Annotated in this window: 20 protein-coding genes and 2 pseudogenes; 6 read left to right on the forward strand and 16 right to left on the reverse strand. The window is 61.7% G+C overall.

The window, feature by feature from the left end; genetic code table 11:
• Positions 1-12: 12 nt before the first annotated feature.
• The 4 genes from RI103_RS24960 to RI103_RS24975 are packed head-to-tail and all read right to left on the reverse strand — an operon-like array spanning position 13 to position 1,360.
• Positions 13-225, reverse strand: a complete 213-nt coding sequence (locus RI103_RS24960) for a hypothetical protein (protein WP_310818303.1) — start codon at positions 223-225, stop codon at positions 13-15.
• Positions 226-252: 27 nt separating this feature from the next.
• The gene (locus RI103_RS24965) at positions 253-591 is read right to left on the reverse strand and encodes a hypothetical protein (protein WP_310818304.1); all 339 of its coding nucleotides are present in this window, start codon (positions 589-591) and stop codon (positions 253-255) included.
• Between the two features lie 4 nt (positions 592-595).
• Positions 596-1,003 carry a DUF3564 domain-containing protein gene (locus RI103_RS24970; RefSeq protein ID WP_310818305.1) on the reverse strand — a complete coding sequence of 136 codons (408 nt, stop codon included), beginning with the start codon at positions 1,001-1,003 and terminating at the stop codon, positions 596-598.
• Positions 1,004-1,063: 60 nt separating this feature from the next.
• Positions 1,064-1,360, reverse strand: a complete 297-nt coding sequence (locus RI103_RS24975) for a cytochrome C (RefSeq protein WP_310818562.1) — start codon at positions 1,358-1,360, stop codon at positions 1,064-1,066.
• 272 nt (positions 1,361-1,632) lie between these two features.
• On the opposite strand from RI103_RS24975, the gene RI103_RS24980 reads away from it, so the two are divergent.
• Together RI103_RS24980 and RI103_RS24985 are read left to right on the forward strand one after the other, a co-directional pair.
• The gene (locus RI103_RS24980; protein WP_310818306.1) at positions 1,633-1,908 is read left to right on the forward strand and encodes a DUF1488 domain-containing protein; all 276 of its coding nucleotides are present in this window, start codon (positions 1,633-1,635) and stop codon (positions 1,906-1,908) included.
• Positions 1,909-1,988: 80 nt separating this feature from the next.
• Positions 1,989-2,975 carry a zinc-dependent alcohol dehydrogenase family protein gene (locus RI103_RS24985; RefSeq protein ID WP_310818307.1) on the forward strand — a complete coding sequence of 329 codons (987 nt, stop codon included), beginning with the start codon at positions 1,989-1,991 and terminating at the stop codon, positions 2,973-2,975.
• 81 nt (positions 2,976-3,056) lie between these two features.
• On the opposite strand, the gene RI103_RS24990 is transcribed toward RI103_RS24985, so the two are convergent.
• From RI103_RS24990 to RI103_RS25020, 7 genes are all read right to left on the reverse strand, one after another.
• The gene (locus RI103_RS24990; RefSeq protein ID WP_409077028.1) at positions 3,057-3,845 is read right to left on the reverse strand and encodes a helix-turn-helix domain-containing protein; all 789 of its coding nucleotides are present in this window, start codon (positions 3,843-3,845) and stop codon (positions 3,057-3,059) included.
• On the reverse strand, positions 3,838-4,269 hold the full coding sequence (locus tag RI103_RS24995; RefSeq protein WP_310818564.1) for a response regulator transcription factor: 432 nt from the start codon (positions 4,267-4,269) through the stop codon (positions 3,838-3,840). The genes RI103_RS24990 and RI103_RS24995 overlap by 8 nt, the downstream gene beginning before the upstream one ends.
• 140 nt (positions 4,270-4,409) lie before the next feature.
• On the reverse strand, positions 4,410-5,060 hold the full coding sequence (locus RI103_RS25000; RefSeq protein WP_310818308.1) for a response regulator transcription factor: 651 nt from the start codon (positions 5,058-5,060) through the stop codon (positions 4,410-4,412).
• Complete coding sequence (locus RI103_RS25005) at positions 5,057-6,394, reverse strand: PAS domain-containing sensor histidine kinase (protein ID WP_310818309.1); 1,338 nt, start codon at positions 6,392-6,394, stop codon at positions 5,057-5,059. The genes RI103_RS25000 and RI103_RS25005 overlap by 4 nt, the downstream gene beginning before the upstream one ends.
• A 225-nt stretch (positions 6,395-6,619) precedes the next feature.
• Entirely contained in the window at positions 6,620-7,459 is an 840-nt protein-coding gene (locus RI103_RS25010) for a universal stress protein (RefSeq protein ID WP_310818310.1), read from the reverse strand.
• On the reverse strand, positions 7,456-7,968 hold the full coding sequence (locus RI103_RS25015) for a universal stress protein (protein WP_310818311.1): 513 nt from the start codon (positions 7,966-7,968) through the stop codon (positions 7,456-7,458). The genes RI103_RS25010 and RI103_RS25015 overlap by 4 nt, the downstream gene beginning before the upstream one ends.
• 48 nt (positions 7,969-8,016) lie before the next feature.
• A complete protein-coding gene (locus RI103_RS25020; RefSeq protein WP_310818312.1) occupies positions 8,017-8,853 on the reverse strand; it encodes a universal stress protein in 837 nt (278 codons plus the stop codon).
• A gap of 220 nt (positions 8,854-9,073) precedes the next feature.
• Between RI103_RS25020 and RI103_RS25025 the strand changes: the two genes are divergently transcribed.
• Positions 9,074-9,589 carry a flavodoxin gene (locus RI103_RS25025; protein ID WP_310818313.1) on the forward strand — a complete coding sequence of 172 codons (516 nt, stop codon included), beginning with the start codon at positions 9,074-9,076 and terminating at the stop codon, positions 9,587-9,589.
• Here the strand turns inward: RI103_RS25025 and RI103_RS25030 are convergent.
• The 5 genes and pseudogenes from RI103_RS25030 to RI103_RS25050 form a co-directional block, all read right to left on the reverse strand.
• Positions 9,562-10,508: pseudogene (locus RI103_RS25030) on the reverse strand (NRAMP family divalent metal transporter). The gene RI103_RS25025 and the pseudogene RI103_RS25030 overlap by 28 nt on opposite strands.
• A 70-nt stretch (positions 10,509-10,578) precedes the next feature.
• Entirely contained in the window at positions 10,579-12,210 is a 1,632-nt protein-coding gene (locus RI103_RS25035; RefSeq protein WP_310818314.1) for an oleate hydratase, read from the reverse strand.
• A gap of 211 nt (positions 12,211-12,421) precedes the next feature.
• Complete coding sequence (locus RI103_RS25040) at positions 12,422-13,027, reverse strand: acetate uptake transporter (RefSeq protein ID WP_310818315.1); 606 nt, start codon at positions 13,025-13,027, stop codon at positions 12,422-12,424.
• A gap of 117 nt (positions 13,028-13,144) precedes the next feature.
• On the reverse strand, positions 13,145-15,121 hold the full coding sequence (acs, locus tag RI103_RS25045) for an acetate--CoA ligase (protein WP_310818316.1): 1,977 nt from the start codon (positions 15,119-15,121) through the stop codon (positions 13,145-13,147).
• 305 nt (positions 15,122-15,426) lie between these two features.
• The gene (locus RI103_RS25050; protein ID WP_310818317.1) at positions 15,427-16,548 is read right to left on the reverse strand and encodes a PAS domain-containing sensor histidine kinase; all 1,122 of its coding nucleotides are present in this window, start codon (positions 16,546-16,548) and stop codon (positions 15,427-15,429) included.
• A 510-nt stretch (positions 16,549-17,058) separates the two neighbouring features.
• Between RI103_RS25050 and RI103_RS25055 the strand changes: the two genes are divergently transcribed.
• The 3 genes and pseudogenes from RI103_RS25055 to RI103_RS25065 all read left to right on the forward strand — a co-directional run bounded on the left by RI103_RS25055 (position 17,059) and on the right by RI103_RS25065 (position 18,137).
• Positions 17,059-17,487, forward strand: a complete 429-nt coding sequence (locus RI103_RS25055) for an Hsp20/alpha crystallin family protein (RefSeq protein ID WP_310818318.1) — start codon at positions 17,059-17,061, stop codon at positions 17,485-17,487.
• Between the two features lie 75 nt (positions 17,488-17,562).
• Positions 17,563-17,871, forward strand: a pseudogene (locus RI103_RS25060) (BON domain-containing protein); the annotation flags it as partial.
• Positions 17,871-18,137, forward strand: a complete 267-nt coding sequence (locus RI103_RS25065) for a UDP-glucose 4-epimerase (protein ID WP_310818319.1) — start codon at positions 17,871-17,873, stop codon at positions 18,135-18,137. The pseudogene RI103_RS25060 and the gene RI103_RS25065, both read left to right, overlap by 1 nt.
• The last annotated feature ends 6 nt before the right edge of the window (positions 18,138-18,143 follow it).

An 18,143-nucleotide genomic window follows, 5' to 3' on the forward strand; every position in this document is an offset into this window, starting at 1 on the left:
ATGCGGACAGGTTCAACCCAACTGCGTCGTCCCATCGTCAGAATAGTCGCCAGTATCTGCAACGAGAAGGCTAACGATCGTTTTGCCCGGCTTCCCACAATCCCCCGGCAGGCAGAGCCGAATCCGCGCGAACAGTTCGGGACAATCTCTTGACCGGTCCAGCACCTGCTCGTACACGGGCATCAGTGTGATGCCGTGACGGGTGACGGCAAAAACCGCACCCATTGCACAACGCCTTGTACGCGATACCTTTCAGTGTGAATCTTGAGTTATCGTCCGGCGTCTCAAGCGCGATCGCAAGAGCCCTGACGTCAGCCACGGCGCGTCTCCTCGATTGATTTCATTGACGCATCGCGGGCGGCCGTCATAAGCAGCGTCGGGTTGCAGCAGCGGCCCGTCAAACGCGACGGTCAGAATCTGCTGCGCGGCGTCGTTGTAAGGCAGGCCAGCATGTTTTTCGTAAGGCGCGCGTTCCCAGCCATCGCCCCATTGCTCATTGACTGGCAAACGCGTGACATAAGCCCACGGCGCCCATACAAAGCAAAGCCCGTAAGCGTGGCGAATGCCTTCCAGATCAGTCGTAAGGCCCATGGCGCTAGCCCCTTGAGATGCCGGTCAGGTCAGCGCTTGCCCCGTCGTGGCCGGTTGCAAAGAGGCCGTGTTCCGGTTCGATCTGCTCGGTGTCGATACATTGCACATGCCAGTGGCCTGACACCATGTCGCGGCCGCGTATCATGCACCATTGCACGCGCCCGGTCTGACCTTCGAACGGCCCATCACCGTCGTTCAGATCAAGCCCTTCGAGTACGCATACCGGCGCCGAACCGTCCGCACCATACGCGAGGGTGTTGCCGCAGTCCACGTGCAATGCGCCCCATTCCGGCAGGTCTAAACCGAAATGACCTTCGCGGGACCACTGTCGTGTGTCCTTGTCGAGCCACAGGATTGCAAATGCCATTGGATGAACACGATCGAACGTGTCGAGGTGGACTGTGAGGCGCATGTGAATCTCCAGAACGGACGGTGTTAATCAGGAACGAAAGGTGGGTCTGCCGGGACGATGTCACTGACTCAATACCCACTGCGCCAATGTGTGTGCGTCATCCACGGACAACGGGGCGCCGCGGTCGGCTGGTAATGGCATCGCCATGTCGCCCCAATGGGCCTTTCCACCCAGCCGCAGTTTGTGCTCGAGCATGAACTGCGCATCCGGCACATTGCGATAGCGCTCGGCAATTTGCTGGAACGACGGCGCCAGAAACGGTGCATCGCGGGTATGGCAAAACATGCAGTGTTGCTGATCGACTAGCGCGGTCGGCTCGGTCTCGGCTTGTGCGGGAGATCCAGTCAGTACAACCATGGCACCTGCCGCGAGACCTATTCGGATTAGGGTGTTCACCGCACGTTCCTTTCCGGGGGATAAATTCAGTGTAGACGCTACGACTCGAATGCCATTGACCTTGGTCAACCTGTGTGCACGCGTCGAATTTGACGTATTGCGCTTAGCGCCTATTCTGGTGACAGACGGCCCTCTCACAGAAATGAGTGTGTGCGGGGAGACATGCACGACGCGTGGGTGTGCATAGACGCCGCTCCTGTCTCTGATCCTGCGCGATGCAACAGGTGGTGGCCATGAAGATCTATTTTCCCGAGGAACGGCCGGAGTATTGCGCTCGCGATCTTGTCACTGCCTTTCCGGCCGAGGTGGATGGGGCACATGTGCAGTGCGCCATCACTGCCGAAGCACTCGAAGATCATTTCGGTGCCGCTTCGCTGCGCGAAGACGATCTGATCGCCGCATTTAACTCCAATCGGCATCCGATCGAACACGCCGCCCGACGACTCCTCAATGAAATCGGCGCCAAACCAGTGCTGATGCACGGTGGCTTCTTCCGGTTTTATGAGTAAGTTCGGCGCAGGGCGTCTGATTTTGCCGCAGCGTGCAGTTTCGATCTGCGGGCCGGCTTGAAAATGTCGAGGAGAACGGGATGCGTGCGATGGTGTTCGACGGTAGCGCGGCGCTGCTGCGTGAGCAGGACGTGCCCGATCCCACCGCTGGGCCCGGCCAGATCCTGATCGATATTCACGCGTGCGGCGTATGCCGCACCGACCTTCATCTGATCGACCATGAACTCGAGCATCCGAAGCAACCCGTCATTCCGGGCCACGAAATCGTCGGCACGGTAGCCGTGCTCGGAGCGGGCGTGTCGGGGTTCGCTGTTGGTGATCGCGTGGGGGTGCCGTGGGTCGGACACACGTGCGGGCATTGTCGTTTCTGCCTGTCAGCGCGCGAAAATCTCTGCGATAGAGCCGGTTTTACCGGCTATACAATCGACGGCGGCTATGCAGAGCGTACCGTTGCCGACAGCCGCTATTGCTTTCATCTGCCAGAACAATATACGGACATCGAAGCGGCGCCTCTGCTATGTGCCGGCCTCATCGGCTATCGCACATTGAGCATGGCGGGCGACGCGCAACGAATCGGCATCTACGGATTCGGCGCCGCCGCGCATATCGTCGCGCAGGTCGCGCGCCATCAGCAGCGCAAGGTGTATGCGTTCACACGCGCCGGCGATCACGCGGCCCAGCAACTAGCGCTGCGTCTCGGCGCCGCGTGGGCGGGCGGCAGCGACGAAACGCCGCCGGACGAACTCGACGCGGCTCTGCTTTTCGCACCGGTCGGCGCGCTCATTCCGCAAGCCTTGCAAGCGGTCACGAAGGGTGGGGTAGTGGTCTGCGGCGGGATTCACATGAGCGACATTCCGTCGTTTCCGTACGCGTTTCTGTGGGGCGAGCGGCATGTGGTGTCGGTCGCGAATCTGACGCGCGATGACGGGCGTGGCTTCATGCGCGTTGCGGCCGGGATGCGCCTCGCGATTGAAACGACGACTTATCCGCTCACCGATGCCAATCGGGCGCTGAACGATCTCCGTGAAGGCAGGCTGACAGGGGCCGCGGTGCTCACGATGCTTTAGCGTTGCCGGCTTCTGTGATGAGCGCGGCCTCATGGTCGCGGCGTTTCCCGCCATGCACCGTACCGCGGGCTAGAGTCACAATCACACCCGTACAAGGCCGCCGTGATCGAGAATGCGGATGTCTTTGCCGCGTGTATCGATCAACCCGTCGCGCTGGAATCTGGAGAGCATCCGGCTCACCGTTTCAAGCTTGATCCCTAGATAGCTGCCGATTTCCTCGCGCGTCATGCGCAGGTGGAATTCAGCCGGTGAATACCCACGCATTCTCAGACGGTCCGACAGATTCAGCAGGAACGTGGCGACCCGCTGGTCGGCGGACATGGTGCCGAGCAACATCATCTGTGACGACTCGCGCACGATCTCGCCGCCCAGCATGCGGTGCACGTGTTGCTGGACGACTTTGACTTCGCGGCACATCGCTTCAAGCAAATGGAACGGAATGATGCAGACCTTGCTGTCCTCGAGCGCCACGGCGTCGCAGCTATGGTAGCCGGAGCACACGCCGTCCAGGCCCAGCGAGTCGCCGGCGAGATGAAATCCTGTGACCTGTTCGCGACCGTCGCGGTGCGTGATGACGGTCTTGAATGAGCCGGCGCGCACAGCAAAGATGCTCTGGAACGAGTCGTTCGCGCGATAGATCGCTTCGCCCTGTCTGATGGTTCGGGAAGGGCAGATGAGTGATTCAATCCTTTGCAATTCCTCGGGTGTCAGGCCTTGCGGCATGCAGATCGAGCGCATCGAGCAAGCCGTGCAGCGCAGTGCGTCATTGCGCGGCGCGCACACGCCTGCCGGCATTTGCCCGTCGGGCGGCGATGCTTGCACATGGGCAAACGCGGGCGAAATGTCGGCATAGGTGGCGACGTCAGCCATGATGTGCTCCTGATTGAAGAACAGCGTGCGTGCGATGCTCGTTGGCGAGCCGCCGGATCGTGTTTCGTGCGAGATCGAATTCGCCGGTCTTGTCGAAAAAGTAGTGGGCGCCACCGGTCAGGCATGCGCGCCGGAACCAAGTGCCGGAATGATTGGTGAGCACCATGACAATCACATGCGGCAGTCTTTGTGCCAGCAACGCTAGCAGCTCCATGCCGGTGCCGCCGTTCAGGTGCAGTTCCGTCACGACCAGATCAGCCATGCGCAAGTTGATGCCTGCGAACGCAGCGCCGGGTTCTTCCGCTTCGCCGACGATCTCCACGCCGTCGAGTGCGCCGAACAGCGCGGCCATACGGCGCCGCACGGAGACTGCATCGTCAACGAGAAATACACGCAGGGTGCGGAGGCCAGGGTTCGAGTTCATGGCTCGAAGTATCGGCCGCACTGTCTCAAAATAAAATCGGCATGGAGCGAACTTCGAGTAGGCGTGTGGGAAGGCGTGTAGGGCGTTTCCTACGTGGATCAGACAGACTACCGGAATCGGCACGGGTGCCTGACATCCAGCTAGATGCCGTCCTCTTCGTCGCTTACCAGTTTGTGACGCATCGCATAGCGCACCAGCGCGGCCTCGTGGGGCATCTGCATCTTTTCGAGGATGCGCGTCTTGTACGTGCTGACAGTCTTGCTGCTCACACACAGGTCGGCCGCAATCTCGGTGATGGTCTGGCCGGCCGCAATCCGCTTCAGGACGTCGAATTCCCGATCGGATAAACGCTGATGCGGCAGGAGATCGGCCGGCTCGTTCAGGCTTTGCGCAAAACGTTCGGCCATTGCAAGGCTGACATACACGCCACCGGCGGCCACTTTGGTCACGGCCGACACCAGCTCCGCACTCGCGCTCTCCTTCGTGAGGTAACCGGACGCACCTGCCTTGAACGCGCGCACCGCGTATTGTTGTTCGGCGTGCATGGTCAGCACGAGAACGCGAAGCGCTGGCTTTTCTTCCTTGATCTGTTTGATCAACTCGACGCCATTACGGCCGGGCATCGACAGATCGAGCACCAGCACATCGGCAGCCCGCCCGCGGATCAGCGCAATGGTGCTGGCGCTGTCGTTCGCTTCACCGACCACGTCGAAGCCGCTCGCGCTCTGGAGAATATGACGCAGACCGTCGCGCACCATCGCATGGTCGTCGGCGATCAGCACGCGGGTCATGTCTGCAACTCCTGCATTTGCACGCTCTCCGTCGGAATGGTCACAGTCAACACAAAGCCTTTGCCGTGAGCGGTATGAATATCGACAGCGCCGCCGAGCATGTGCGCGCGTTCGCGAACACCGAGTAAACCGAAAGACTTGGCCGCCGGCTCCTCGGGCCGGCGCGCGCCCTGGCCATTGTCGGCGATGCTCAGGACGAAAGTCTGATCCTGAGCGTGCAGGCCGAGTGTGACCAGGCTGGCATCGGTGGCATGACGCGCGACGTTCGTCAGCGCTTCCTGAACGATCCGGAACAATGCTGTGGCGCCGGCCGGCGTGAAACGCGCGTCGCCGATCCTGATGTCGCGCTCCACGTCGATACCGTAGCGATTGGTGAAGTCGTTCACAAGCCATTCGATCGCGGGAATCAGACCGAGGTCGTCAAGCATGACCGGTCGCAGATCGGCGGCAATGCGGCGGACCGAAGCGACAGTCGCATCGATCAGCCGGCGCATGCCTTGCAACTGATCGAGCACCGCTTCGCTTACAGCCGGGTCCAGCGCCTGCTCGACGCAGGAGATGTCCATTTTCAGCGCAGTGAGTTGCTGGCCGAGATCGTCGTGCAACTCGCGTGCAATGCGCGTTTTTTCTTCCTCACGGATGTTCTGCAGATTGGCGGACAGTTCGCGCAGCTCCTGGCGCGCCCGGCGTTGTCCGTGCTCCGCTTTGACGCGCTCCGTAATGTCGCGCAGCATGACCGTGCAAAGCCGCGTGTCGCCATCGCGAATCTGAGAGATCGAAGCCTCGAGCGGGAATTCCTCGCCGTTGGCGCGCAAGCCCGATAGCACGCGTTGCTTGCCCATCTGCCGGTCAGACACGCCGGTCACGCCGAACTGCTCGACATGGTGAGCATGCGCCGCCCGAAACCGCTCCGGAATGAAGCGGGCTAGCGGCGCACCGATCGCATCCATGGCGGAGCAACCGAAAACCTGTTCCGCCATCGGATTGAAAATGACCACCCGCTGCTGATCGTCAACGCTAATGATGGCCTCCATCGACGAACGGATGATCGCCATCATCCGGGCCTCGTTCACGGCAGACTGAGTGGTTCCGACGCTCGCGTTGCTCCTTGCTGAAGAATCGCGACGCGCGTGCACGAGCATATAGGCACCCGTGGCCGGAAACAGGGCCGCCGCGGCGCACAGCACCAAGGCTGGTTCCAGCCACCGCCGTGCGGCCGCCATCGCAGCCAGCGTCACGACGAACGCCATCACCGCGGCGCAAGCCGGCCGAGCCGCAAACGAGCCGAGCAAACCAGCACTGCGGGCGTGGGGCGTCTTACCGCTGACGGGCATGTGCGCCTCTCTGGAAAGACTGCGAACCAAATCAGTCGCGCTACGCGCCGACATAGATACTGTGCCGCTTGGGGCAGGCACGTCTCTCAGGCGGTGTTTGCGCTGACTGGACACCAGCTTTGCATAATTGTCCGTGAAACGCTGGCTTCATGCCAGTGTCGCCGGGCGCGGCGCTGGCAGCCTGGTGCGGACGCCGGCGTACCAGATCGGCTGCCGGCGTACCACTCAATGCGACATCAACACCGGCACGGTCATGGCCTCCAGCACGGTGCGCGTAACGCCGCCGAGGAGCCGTTCCTGGACCCGTGCATGGCCATACGCACCCATGACCAGCAGGTCGATGTGGCGGTCGGCCAATGCATTGAGCAGCGTGGCGCCGGTATCTACGCCAGCCACTTTCGGAATCGCCGTGAAGCTGGCTTTAACGCCGTGCCGCTCCAGCCAGGCGGCCACGTCAATGCCTGCCGGTTTGTCATGGAGCGGCTGACCGTGCCTCTGACTGTGTACTTTCAATACAGTGACGAAACTGGCGCGTCGCAGGAGCGGCAGCGCGTCGGTCGCGGCACGCGCGCTTTCGCGGCCGCCGTCCCAGGCGATCATCATGTTGTCCATCTGCGGGCGGATCGGTCCCGCATAGGGCAGCACAATTGCGGGTCGCCCTGCACCCATGATCAAGTCCTCGACGAACTGGCGCGCCACATAGGCCCCCGTGTCGCGGGCATCGAACTGGCCAAGGATGAGCAGATCGGCATGGCGCGCGTGCAGGATCGCCGCCGCGGTCGGCGGGCCGCCAGGTGCTCGCCATTCGGCGCTGCACCCGGCGCGCTCGGCCGCCGCAAAGAAAGCAGCTTGCGCGCTCCTGAGATTGCGGTCGCGTTGCGCTTCACAGGCAGCGCTCCATCTGTCTTCACCTTGCAGAAAGAGCGGTTCCGTCAAAACTTCGCAAACTGCGTAAAGACCGATCAGATGGGCGTCGTGGCGTGCAGCCACGTCGAGAGCATAGTCGAGCCGGGCGGCACTGCGGGTGCTGTCGTCGAGGTGTACGAGCAGGGTCTTGCAATTCATGACGGATCCTTGACGAGTTCTTCCGCGACCGGGGCGGCTTTCGCGGCGGACGGCGCACAGTGCATGGAGACCAGCAACACCGGGCAACTGGCGATGCGCAGAAAACGTTCGGCGACGCTGCCAGATACGAGCCGCCGCACGCCGCGACGCCCGTGGGTGCCCATCACCACGACATCCGCGTTGAATTCCAGCGCTGCGGCCCGGATGCGATGAGCAATGTCTTCGCCCGTGAGGTCGGTCTCGACCATGCGCGGCGAGCCTTCCACGCCCGCTTGAGCCATCAGCGCGGTGGCGTCGGCCAACACGTGATGGCCTTCCTCGACGAGCGCGTTGCGCACGTAGGATGGGTCGTAGCCGGGCACGTCGTAGGACATCAACGGCACGTCCACCACGTAGAGCGGCTGCACTTGCGCACCGGACTCGCGCGCCAGGGCTAGGTCGACGGCGGCGGCCAGCGCGCGCGACGAAGTTTCACTGCCGTCGACCGCAACCAGAATGAGTTTGTACATGGGGAAAACTCCTTGGCGGGAAGGGAACGTGCCGCATCCGGTGCGACATCAGTGCGACATGAGCACGGGGACTGTCATGGAGCGGAGTATCGTGCGCGTGGCGCCGCCCATCACCAGTTCGCGCCAGCGGGCGTGGCCGTACGCGCCCATCACCAGCAGGTCGGCGCCGTTGTCGGCCACCTGAGAGAGCAGTACCTCGCCAACCGGGGCGCCCGCGCCTGCTTCGATGTTGGCGACCTCGACGCGTACGCCATGCCGGGCGAGCATGTTGGCGATGTCCACGCCAGGGATCCGGGCGCGCTCGAACTCGCGCATGCCATTGACGGTGACGATCGTGGTTTTCTTCGCCGCGAGCATGAACGGCAGCGCGTCATGCACGGCGCGGGTGGCTTCGCGGCTGCCGTCCCATGCGATCAGAACCCGGCTGCCAGTAGCACTCTCGTTGCTTGCAAAAGGCACCAGCAACACCGGGCGGCCGCACGACAGCACGAGGTTTTCCGGAAAGAAGTCGCCGACATACGATTCCGGATCTCCCTGATTGTCCTGGCCGGCCACGATGAGGTCCGCGCAGCGGCCAGCGTGCGGCACGGCGAGACTGGCGGGCTCGTCAATGGCGACCCATTCACCCGATACCTCGGCACGCCGCAGTTCGGCATGAAACAGCCGTTCGAGCGCCGCACGCCGCTCCGTGCGCAACTCCTCATGCGTCCGGTAGTACTCCGCGGTCCCCGCCATCACGTAGAGCGAGCGCGGGTCCGGGCTGAAGACTGCAAACGCACCGATCAGATGCGCGCCGAACTGTCTGGCTAGCCGCAGCGCGATTTCAAGTCGCGGATGGGCCTTCGGGCTGGTGTCGAGATGGACAACGATTGTTTTGAAGCTCATGGCAGTCGCTCCTGGAAGGGACGGTGACGCGCGGATAAGTGAGCTTGAGTCTAGGAACGATGGCGCAGTCGGGGTTGATACAGATCAACGTCAGCGCAGGCACGCTTGCGTCCAGGCGTTGTTTGACCTGCGTCATGAACCGCGGCGCGCCGCCACCTATGCTCCGAGCATGCGTGGCGCCCATTTGCGCGCCCTGGCGGTTCCGGAGAAGGAGCGAGTCATGTCTGAAGCCCGCGTTCTAGTCGTTTTCTTTTCGCGTTCCGGCACCACGCGCGTGCTGGCGTCCACACTCGCCAAAATGCTGTCAGCAGACTTCGAGGAAATCTGCGACTGCACCGAACGGCTCGGCGCCATGGGTTACATGCGCTGTCTGTTCGACTCGTGGCGCAAGCGGCCGAGCGAGATCGTTCCGGCAGGGCTCGATACCTCCCAGTACGACCTCGTGGTGGTTGGGACACCAATCTGGGCCGGCTCGGTGTCGGCGCCCGTGCGTGAGTACCTGCTCGAGAACCGGCTCAAGCTCCGGCATGTAGCGTTTTTCTGCAGCTTTGGCGGCATGGGTAGTCAGGCGGCGTTCGACGAAATGCGCGCTTTGGCCGGCAAGGCGCCGGTCGCGCAATGTAAGGTGCGCGCCAGGGAGGTGGAGCGGGGCGCAGTGGCTCCCTCGTTGATGGTTTTCGTCAACGTGCTTAAACGTCATCTCGCGCATTACGACGCGCTGGAGTGGGTCTGCTGACCCGCATGCCGTGCCTGGACCGGCAGCAGCATCACCACGGCAGCGGCGCCGATCACCAACGTCGCGATCGAGCCGAGCACGAGAAGCGGCCTGCTTGCGGTGAGGTTGCCCATCACCGCGCGCTTCGAGACGAGCAGCAGGATTACCACCATCAGCGGCATGGCCACCACACCGTTGATGACCGCGCTCCAGAACAGCGCTTTCATCGGACTGGTCGACGAATACTGAATGACCAGCGCGGCCAGCACGCTCACGGCGATGATCGCGTAGCAGCCGCGCGCATCTCGTGGTTTGCGCTCCAGTCCCTCATGCCAGCCTACCGCTTCCGCCAACGCATAGGCACCGGAGCCGGATAGCGCCGGCACGCCGATGAATCCGACGCCGAGTATGCCGAGTGCGAACAGGAGATACGCAAAGTCGCCAGCGAGCGGCCGCAGCGCGCTCGCCGTCTGGGCGGCCGCGGTAGGCGACGAAAATCTGCAGCGGCAGCGTGGCGAACACGAAACAGACAGTCATCACGTGCCGGTCTATGCCCGGTAACCGGTGGCGCGACTTCTCCCATGGCGGCCACGTCGGCGGCAATGTTCAGTGTATTGGCCACCAGCAACAGCAGCACCACACCGTGGAGCACGACCGGTGGAAACGCGTCCTTGATGTTCGCAGCCAGACCCTTGCCGGTCACGCGACCGAGGTTCGCGCACATGGACTGGGCGGCGGCCATTAAGGGAAAGGCCAGCGGCATGATCCAAAGCATATTCAGGCCGAATTGCGCGCCGGCTTGTGAATAGGTGGCGATGCCGCTCGGGTCGTCATCGGCGACGCCCGTGATGAGGCCGGGTCCGATCCGCGCGAGCGGGTGTTCCTTGAGCCGTTCCCAGAGCGGACCGCGTCGCTTTAGCGGTGTTCCGTCAAGATCCAAGGCGTTCCTCTCAGCGTACACGCACCGCAGGGACTGTCAGCGTCTACAGGGGTGCAAAGCGACTTTGCGGTTAATGGCTGTGCAGAGCCGAAGCCGCGCCATACACCACGCGTGGATCGTACTGGCCTTTGTACACCGCCGGAACAGACCGCTCCAAGCCGACCAGCTTGTACACAGCGGTCTGCGCGGAGCGCACCGAATATTCGACAGTGAACACGACGTCGTTCGGCAACTCGCAAAACTGTCCGACAAATGCGAGGTTTGCCCAGCCCTCAGGCACGACATTCGGTCTGTCGCCCCGTTTGCGCCGCAGGAACTGGCTGGTGATGAACGGCATCAGGCACGGAATGCAGATCGCGTCGTCGAGAATGCCTGGCGCCTCCGTTCGAATGTGCAAGTGGCCGAGAAGCTCTGTCATGATTTCGCGGCCCGTGCATTCGATCATCGGCTTGCCAACGAAATTGCCCGGCCGGTCGACGAAGAGCCCGTAACCCCAGAAAACCTCGACCTCCTTTGGCTGCCCCATGAAATGCGGTTGATGCGGCAGGACGATTGAAGCGAGCCAGTTCGATTGAGCGAACGTGATCAGCCCGCCTTCACCAGGTACATTGCCGGTCAGATCGCGGATCAGGCGGAACAGCGTCGGATCGTGCAGCGTGGCGGTAAAGGAGAGCCACTGGGATTCATCGATGTGATCGGCGAATACCGTCGGATGACCGAACTCGCTGCGCCCAGCGGCGATAGTCTTCCACAGCGCCCACGCGCCGCTGCTGTCGTCCTGTTTAAGCACCGCCGCGCGGTCCGTGCTGCCGAGGCTCGATCCCGCCGTCATTGAACCGAGTGTCACGATGACCTTGTCCATCTCGCCGAGCGGAATCTCAACACGGCGATCGTCCTGCTCGCAGACAAAACCCACGACCCGGTTCAGCTTGCCGCTTTCGTCATATCGCAGATCGATGACCCGCGCGTTGGCGCGAAATCGCACCCCGCGTTCGTCGAGCCATTTGCGCAACGGCCGCACCATGGAGTCATACTGGTTGTAGACCGTGCGCATGATGCCGTGCAACTGGTTGAAGCCCGGGGCCATATGCGCGAAACGCAGCAGATAGCGCCGGAATTCAGCGGCGCTATGCCAGGGCTGGAAGGCGAACGTCGTGCACCACATGATCCAGAAGTTGGTTTCGAAAAATGCGGGCTCGAAGTGGTCAGAAATCCGGCTGTTGCCGAGCAGCGCTTCCGGTTCGAGTGAAAGACGGCCAAGCGTGAGCAGTTGTGTTTCGGTGAGCGCATAAGCGGGCGTGTCTTCGCGTCGGCCATCGCGCACGAGCCGCGCTTTCGATGACGTGCGGATCGTCTCGTTGCAGTCGAAGATTTCCTTCGTGACGCTGCTGCGGCCGTCTAGCGTGGGAATCGAGTCGAACAGATCGTAGGTGCAGAGGTATTTGCTCTCGAGCATTCGGCCGCCGCGCACGACGTAGCCCTCCTGGGGCGAACCGCCGCCGTCGAGGCTGCCACCCGGTTTGTCGAGTGCTTCGAGGATGGTGATCAGGTAGCCGGGTACGTTAGCGTCGCGAATCAGGAAGGCGGCGGCTGCCAACGAGGCAATACCGCCCCCGACAAGATAGAAATGCCCCGGAACGGTCGCCTGTTCCCCGGCCTGATCAGCGTTCGGCTGCGTGGCGGGATCTGCGGAATGGTACATGGGGTGCTCCCCTGGTGGCCTTGGCGATGGAATCTAGACCATACCTGCGCGGCACGTAGACCCGTTGAGTTGGATCAATGGATCGCGATGCGGGCTGCGAGCGCGGGCTCGAGATCGAGGTGACGTCCGATGTCGATGACATGGCTGTCGTGTTGATACACCGTGCGTCGCGCAGCGCAGCGGAACGCACCGCTGCCTTCTATCCGCCTGATCAGGCGTTGCGCAGATCTTCCTGGATCGTCACGCTTACCGCTACCTGTTCCGTCACGGCGCCGATCGGCAGTACCACGTACCCATGGGTCTCGTTGATAATTTCCGCAGCCGACAGATAAAACGCCAGCAGCGCGGTCAGCATGCCCAGGTACCCGCCCGCATGATGCAGCCATTCAAGGCCGGTCCATTCGCTCGCGGCGAGCACGAAAAACGTGGTCCACAGCGAAAGAAATATCAACTGCAGCACGCGCGCGGCTCGCCACGTCGCCACCCACATGTACAGCGTAAACACACCCCACAGAAACAGATACCAACCGACAAACGCCGCTGGCACCGTGCCGTGCAGGAACAGCACGAACAGCGCAAGCGACCACCAGAACGCGCCGTAGCTGAGGAAAGCAGTCGCGCCGAACGTGTTGCCGCGAGGAATCTCCATTAATCCGGCGAGCGCTTGCGCGGTGCCGCCGTAAGCGAAGGCGACGGCGAGCACCATCCCCATCGCATTGCCGCTGAACCAGCCGGCGTTGATCATGCTGAGCAGCCACGTCGTCAGGGCAAAACCGGCGAGGCCGAGGGAGGCGGGGTTGGGAGCCTTGATAGTCATGATTACATCCTCTTTTGATACAAAAACGCTGAGATGGGTGATGCGCGCGCACGCATGCGATGCGCTCGCGCGACCGCATCGCGTCGGAAGCAATGCGGCGGGCAGTTATTGCTCGCGTCAGGCGGCGTCGGCGAACTGGGAAATGACCGTGGGGTTCTCCACCGTCGAGGTGTCCTGCACGATGACTTCTCCTTTGGCCACGGAGCGCAACAGACGGCGCACGACCTTGCCAGAGCGCGTTTTCGGCATCGCATCGCCGAAGCGGATGTCTTTCGGCTTGGCGATCGGACCGATCTCCTTGCCCACCCACGCGCGCAATTCGTCAGCCACGCGCTTCGCGTCCGGGCCGCACGGACGCGACGACTTGAGCACCACGAAGGCGACGATGGCTTCTCCGGCAGTCTCATCCGGGCGCCCGACCACCGCGGCCTCGGCGACCAACGGATGCGCCGACAACGCAGATTCGATTTCCATCGTGCCAAGCCGGTGACCGGAGACATTCAGCACGTCATCGATGCGACCGGTGATGGTGAAGTAACCCATGTCGCGGTCGCGGATTGCACCGTCGCCCGCGAGATACAATTTGCCGCCAAGCTCTTCAGGAAAATAGCCGTGCCGGAAGCGCTCCGGATTGCCCCAGATGGTCCGGACCATCGAAGGCCATGGCTTGCGAACAACGAGCACGCCGCCGTGCCCGTTCGGAACTTCATGGCCGGTTTCGTCCACGATCGCCGCATCAATGCCGGGCATCGGCAACGTACATGAACCCGGCACGAGCGGTGTCACTCCCGGCAGCGGAGAAATCATGTGACCGCCGGTTTCTGTTTGCCAGAAAGTGTCGAGCACAGGACAACGTCCACCGCCAACATGCTGCGCATACCACGTCCAGGCGCTGGGATTGATCGGCTCGCCGACCGTGCCGAGAAGGCGCAGACTGCTGAGGTTGAAGCTGTCGGGATGCACCGAATGGTCGGAGTCGGCGGATTTGATGAGCGAGCGGATGGCTGTCGGCGCCGTATAGAAAATGCTGACCTTGTGGCGCTCGATCATGTTCCAGAAGCGTCCCGCGTTCGGATAAGTGGGCACGCCTTCGAAGATCACCTGGGTTGCGCCGACTGCGGTCGGTCCATAGCAGATGTAGGTATGACCAGTGATCCAGCCGATGTCCGCCGTACACCAGAACACGTCGGAGGACTTGATGTCGAAGGTCCACTTCATCGTCAGGGCGGCCCACAGCAGATAACCACCCGTGCTGTGTTGAACGCCTTTCGGCGTGCCCGTCGAGCCGGACGTGTAGAGCACGAACAGCGGGTGCTCAGCGCCGACCCACTCGGGCTCGCAGGTATCTGGTTGCGTCGCTTCGAGTTCGTGCAGCCATGCGTCGCGGCCGGCGATCCATGGGATCCGGCCGCCCGTGCGCCGATAAATCGCCACTGTTTTGATGCCCGCCGTGCCACCTGTTGCGAGCGCTTCGTCGACAATGGTCTTGAGCGGAAGTGTCTTGCCGCCGCGAACCTGCTCGTCGGCGGTGATGATGGCGCACGCGCCGACGTCGACGACGCGTTCATGTAACGACCTGGCCGAGAAGCCGCCAAAGACCACCGAGTGCGGTGCGCCGATGCGGGCGCACGCGAGCATCGCGACCACGCCTTCAACCGACATCGGCATATAGATCACCACGCGGTCGCCTTTCTTTACGCCACGAGCGCGCAACGCATTGGCGAGCCGGCAGACACGGTGATAAAGCGCCTGATAAGTGACATAAGTGACGCTGCCACTGTCCGATTCGAAGACGATCGCGGTTTTCTCCGCGAGCCCGTTGATCAGGTTGCGATCGAGGCAGTTGTACGACGCATTCAGTTCGCCGTCTTCAAACCAGTGATAAAACGGCGCATTCGTTTCGTTCAGGACCTTCGTAAAGGGGCGGCGCCATTCGAGATGTTCGCGGGCAAGACGCGCCCAGAACGCTTCGTGATCGTGGCTGGCCTCGGCAACGAGGGCGCGATAAGCGACCATGCCGTCGATGCTGGCATGCTTTGCAAGCGGAATCTGGATTGCGTCGGCTTTGGGTGGAGCGGTATCGATGTTAGACATAGTCTCCTCACACAAGTCAGGGAGGTGGTGGAGCACGTGACGCTTCACCAATCAGAGATGGCTCTTGTTGGCCATGAGGCACAGCCGCCCGCGTTCCGTTGTGTGTGGAGCGGTGGCGAATCAGCGTGGGTATGATGCGACTATGACTGAGCGGCAGGCGGCGCCGTTGATGTATATCAAATGACGTGCGGAGCACCGCGCGCGTTCATGGTAGGGACTGCGCCAGCCACACGACGAGCGGAAGCCTGCCGTTGTCGTTGGTTGAATGGGGGTAGCACGCGTTGCCGCCGCTTCAGCCGGATCTGTCAGCCTTGAGGGCGTTCGTCTGAACGAATCGCGCTGAGCGGTATCTGTGCCGAGATCCTGAAGCCCTTGCCGGGAGCACTATCCATCGTCAGGGTGCCGCATAGCTGGCGTACCCGCTCCCGTATCCCGAGCAGGCCGAATGAGCCATGCTTGCCGGCGTCTTCAATCGACGCTCCACGGCCGTTGTCTTCAATACGGATCGTGCAGCTAACGGAGTCGCCCGATATATTGACGACTGCCTCGCTTGCCTGTGCATGACGGGCCACATTCGTCAACGCTTCCTGCACGATGCGATAGAGCGCTGTGGCAGCATTTGGAGTGATGCGCGAGTCGTCGACATCGGCGTGCAGCATTGCAGTCACGTTGAAGCGGTGCGAGAAATCGTCCACCATCCACTCGAGCGCCGCGACAAGTCCGAGGTCGTCCAGCATGGGCGGTCGCAGGTTGGCGGCGATGCGGCGCAGCGAAGCCATCATGCTGTCGATCTGACGCTGTAGCTCGCCCGTTCCGGCATGCCCGGTGCCCTGATCGCCAATTCCGGCAAGGCGCGGCTCCAAAGCGGCGATGCCCATCTTGAGAGCGGTCAGTTGCTGTCCGAGGTCGTCGTGCAGTTCGCGGGCAATGCGTCTTTGCTCGTCTTCGCGCGCGAGTTGCATTTGTGCGGATAACTCGATTGCATGCTCGAGTTCAGCAAGCCGCATGCGTTCGGTCATGTCGCGAGTAACCTTCGCGAAGCCGAGCAAAGTGCCGGAAGGATCGTGTACCGCCGTGATCGTCACGTCCGCCCAGAACCGCGAGCCGTCGCGTCGCACACGCCAGCCCTGGTCTTCCGCCCGACCTTGCGCGCTCGCGAGCGCCAGTTCACAGCCAGGCTTGTCGGCAGCGACGTCTTCAGGTGTATAAAAAATTGAAAAGTGACGGCCGATGATTTCGTCCGCGGCATAGCCCTTGATATTTTGTGCGCCACTATTCCAGCTTGCTACGCGGCCTGTCGGATCGAGCATGAAGATCGCGTAGTCCTGCACCGCGTCAATTAGCAGCTGATAGCGGTCCTCCAGCGGCACGTCGGAATCGTTCGCTGCTCCCGCACTGCGTTTCGCATGGTTCCAGTTAAAAATCACCGGTCTCTCCGGCAAAGGGTTTCAATCGCGAATGCTCGGCTCGGTACGTTGCATGTTACCCGCATGCGCACGGCTCCTTGACGTCAGGAGATGGATTGTGACAGGCCCCTGTGTCACGCTGTTCAATCTATACCGCGCTAATCTTGCATTCAGGTTACAAGCGCTAAGTTTCAGCAATGACTCCCTTAGCAGGGCGATGGGCTCGCGGTACCACGCACATCCGGCGTGATCTGACAGCGCCCCGCGCCATACGCAATGCGAGACCGGCCGCTGAAGACTGAAGCGGCAGGGCGTTGCAGGTCGCTTGATGCAGGTCAATTGCTGCCGCGTAGCCAGGCCTAAAGTTAGTAACACAGCATGCTCGATGCGTTGAGACGGGATCCGTGACTGCTCCGCACCGAGGGCGTTGGAAAGCACCGACTCTGCCTTGTTTCCATGTGGCAGGACGAGGCACAACGTGCAATGCCGTTTTGTATTTGTGATGTTTTTGACCACGTCAGGAGCAGGACAATGAGCAACTTGACCCGATTCGATCCGTTTCAGCTAGAGCCCATGTCGGACCTCTTTCAGGGACTATTTCGGCCGCTACGCGGAGCCAATGACGAACCGACTCTTGCGGAAATCAGAATCGACTTAACCGAAAGCGACAGCGCATACACCGTGAAGGCCGAACTGCCTGGCGTGGAGAAGAATGATATCGACGTGAAGATCGACGGCAACCTCGTTTCGATCAGCGCGAAAGTCGAACGGAAACAGGAAATGAAAGATGGTGAGCGTGTGATTCGCCGCGAGCGGTGTACGGGCGCAGTCAGCCGTGTTTTTTCATTGGCGACTGAAGTCAACGAGAACGCGGCCACAGCAGAATACAAGGATGGCGTGCTCTCCCTGACGCTTCCGAAGAAGGCGTCAACCGAACGCAAACGCCTGCAGATCAATTGACCTGGCGTCGCGTGGCCAATGCAACTTTGAACACCACGCGGCGCAGCATACTTATGCCCAAATGAGGAGGGCGCAATGAAGTCGGACATGGATTTGAAACACCAGGTCGAGGACGAACTTGGCTGGGATCCGGCGGTCGACGCCGCGGCTATCGGTGTCGAAGTGCGTGACCGCGTCGTGACGTTATCGGGCCATCTGACAAGCTACGCCGAGAAGATGGCGGCAGAGAAGGCCACACAGCGTGTAGCGGGGGTGAAGGCCGTTGTGGTGGAAATGGACGTTCGCCTGCTGCATACGGACGTGAGGACTGACGAAGAGATCGACTGGACAGTCAGCTTGGGTGAGCAGGCCGTCAAGGTTCAGGTTGAAAAAGGCTGGGTGACATGACGATCTCCGGAAAGTTGAGTGACGGCGATTGGTCGGTCGCTGCAACCACCCATTCCACAATGGGAGGCTTCGAATGCTCGATACAACTCAGCCACCACACGCCCGAGGGAATCTTTAAGCACGAGTTCAAGCACGGCGGCATTTTTTCGACTGAGCCCGAAGCCGCCTTGGCCGGACTGCGCGAAGGTATGGACTGGATTCGGCTCGAGATGTCAAACACGTTGTCGATTCAGCCCGGCAACTGTCGTGTCGAGCCGGAGTAGTACCGC

It is taken from the genome of Paraburkholderia sp. FT54 (assembly GCF_031585635.1).
In the GTDB taxonomy this organism is placed as follows: Bacteria; Pseudomonadota; Gammaproteobacteria; order Burkholderiales; family Burkholderiaceae; genus Paraburkholderia.

What these genes read in the sequence shown, in the direction of transcription:
- RI103_RS25055 (WP_310818318.1), top strand. Translation starts at nt 17,059, where the DNA reads ATGAGCAACTTGACCCGATTCGATCCGTTTCAGCTAGAGCCCATGTCG.
- RI103_RS24985 (WP_310818307.1), top strand. Translation starts at nt 1,989, where the DNA reads ATGCGTGCGATGGTGTTCGACGGTAGCGCGGCGCTGCTGCGTGAGCAG.
- RI103_RS25000 (WP_310818308.1), bottom strand. Translation starts at nt 5,060, where the DNA reads ATGACCCGCGTGCTGATCGCCGACGACCATGCGATGGTGCGCGACGGT.
- RI103_RS25065 (WP_310818319.1), top strand. Translation starts at nt 17,871, where the DNA reads ATGACGATCTCCGGAAAGTTGAGTGACGGCGATTGGTCGGTCGCTGCA.
- RI103_RS24990 (WP_409077028.1), bottom strand. Translation starts at nt 3,845, where the DNA reads ATGGCTGACGTCGCCACCTATGCCGACATTTCGCCCGCGTTTGCCCAT.
- RI103_RS25005 (WP_310818309.1), bottom strand. Translation starts at nt 6,394, where the DNA reads ATGCCCGTCAGCGGTAAGACGCCCCACGCCCGCAGTGCTGGTTTGCTC.
- RI103_RS25015 (WP_310818311.1), bottom strand. Translation starts at nt 7,968, where the DNA reads ATGTACAAACTCATTCTGGTTGCGGTCGACGGCAGTGAAACTTCGTCG.
- RI103_RS25040 (WP_310818315.1), bottom strand. Translation starts at nt 13,027, where the DNA reads ATGACTATCAAGGCTCCCAACCCCGCCTCCCTCGGCCTCGCCGGTTTT.
- acs (WP_310818316.1), bottom strand. Translation starts at nt 15,121, where the DNA reads ATGTCTAACATCGATACCGCTCCACCCAAAGCCGACGCAATCCAGATT.
- RI103_RS25025 (WP_310818313.1), top strand. Translation starts at nt 9,074, where the DNA reads ATGTCTGAAGCCCGCGTTCTAGTCGTTTTCTTTTCGCGTTCCGGCACC.
- RI103_RS24975 (WP_310818562.1), bottom strand. Translation starts at nt 1,360, where the DNA reads ATGGTTGTACTGACTGGATCTCCCGCACAAGCCGAGACCGAGCCGACC.
- RI103_RS25035 (WP_310818314.1), bottom strand. Translation starts at nt 12,210, where the DNA reads ATGTACCATTCCGCAGATCCCGCCACGCAGCCGAACGCTGATCAGGCC.
- RI103_RS24970 (WP_310818305.1), bottom strand. Translation starts at nt 1,003, where the DNA reads ATGCGCCTCACAGTCCACCTCGACACGTTCGATCGTGTTCATCCAATG.
- RI103_RS24960 (WP_310818303.1), bottom strand. Translation starts at nt 225, where the DNA reads ATGGGTGCGGTTTTTGCCGTCACCCGTCACGGCATCACACTGATGCCC.
- RI103_RS25010 (WP_310818310.1), bottom strand. Translation starts at nt 7,459, where the DNA reads ATGAATTGCAAGACCCTGCTCGTACACCTCGACGACAGCACCCGCAGT.
- RI103_RS25020 (WP_310818312.1), bottom strand. Translation starts at nt 8,853, where the DNA reads ATGAGCTTCAAAACAATCGTTGTCCATCTCGACACCAGCCCGAAGGCC.
- RI103_RS24995 (WP_310818564.1), bottom strand. Translation starts at nt 4,269, where the DNA reads ATGAACTCGAACCCTGGCCTCCGCACCCTGCGTGTATTTCTCGTTGAC.
- RI103_RS24980 (WP_310818306.1), top strand. Translation starts at nt 1,633, where the DNA reads ATGAAGATCTATTTTCCCGAGGAACGGCCGGAGTATTGCGCTCGCGAT.
- RI103_RS24965 (WP_310818304.1), bottom strand. Translation starts at nt 591, where the DNA reads ATGGGCCTTACGACTGATCTGGAAGGCATTCGCCACGCTTACGGGCTT.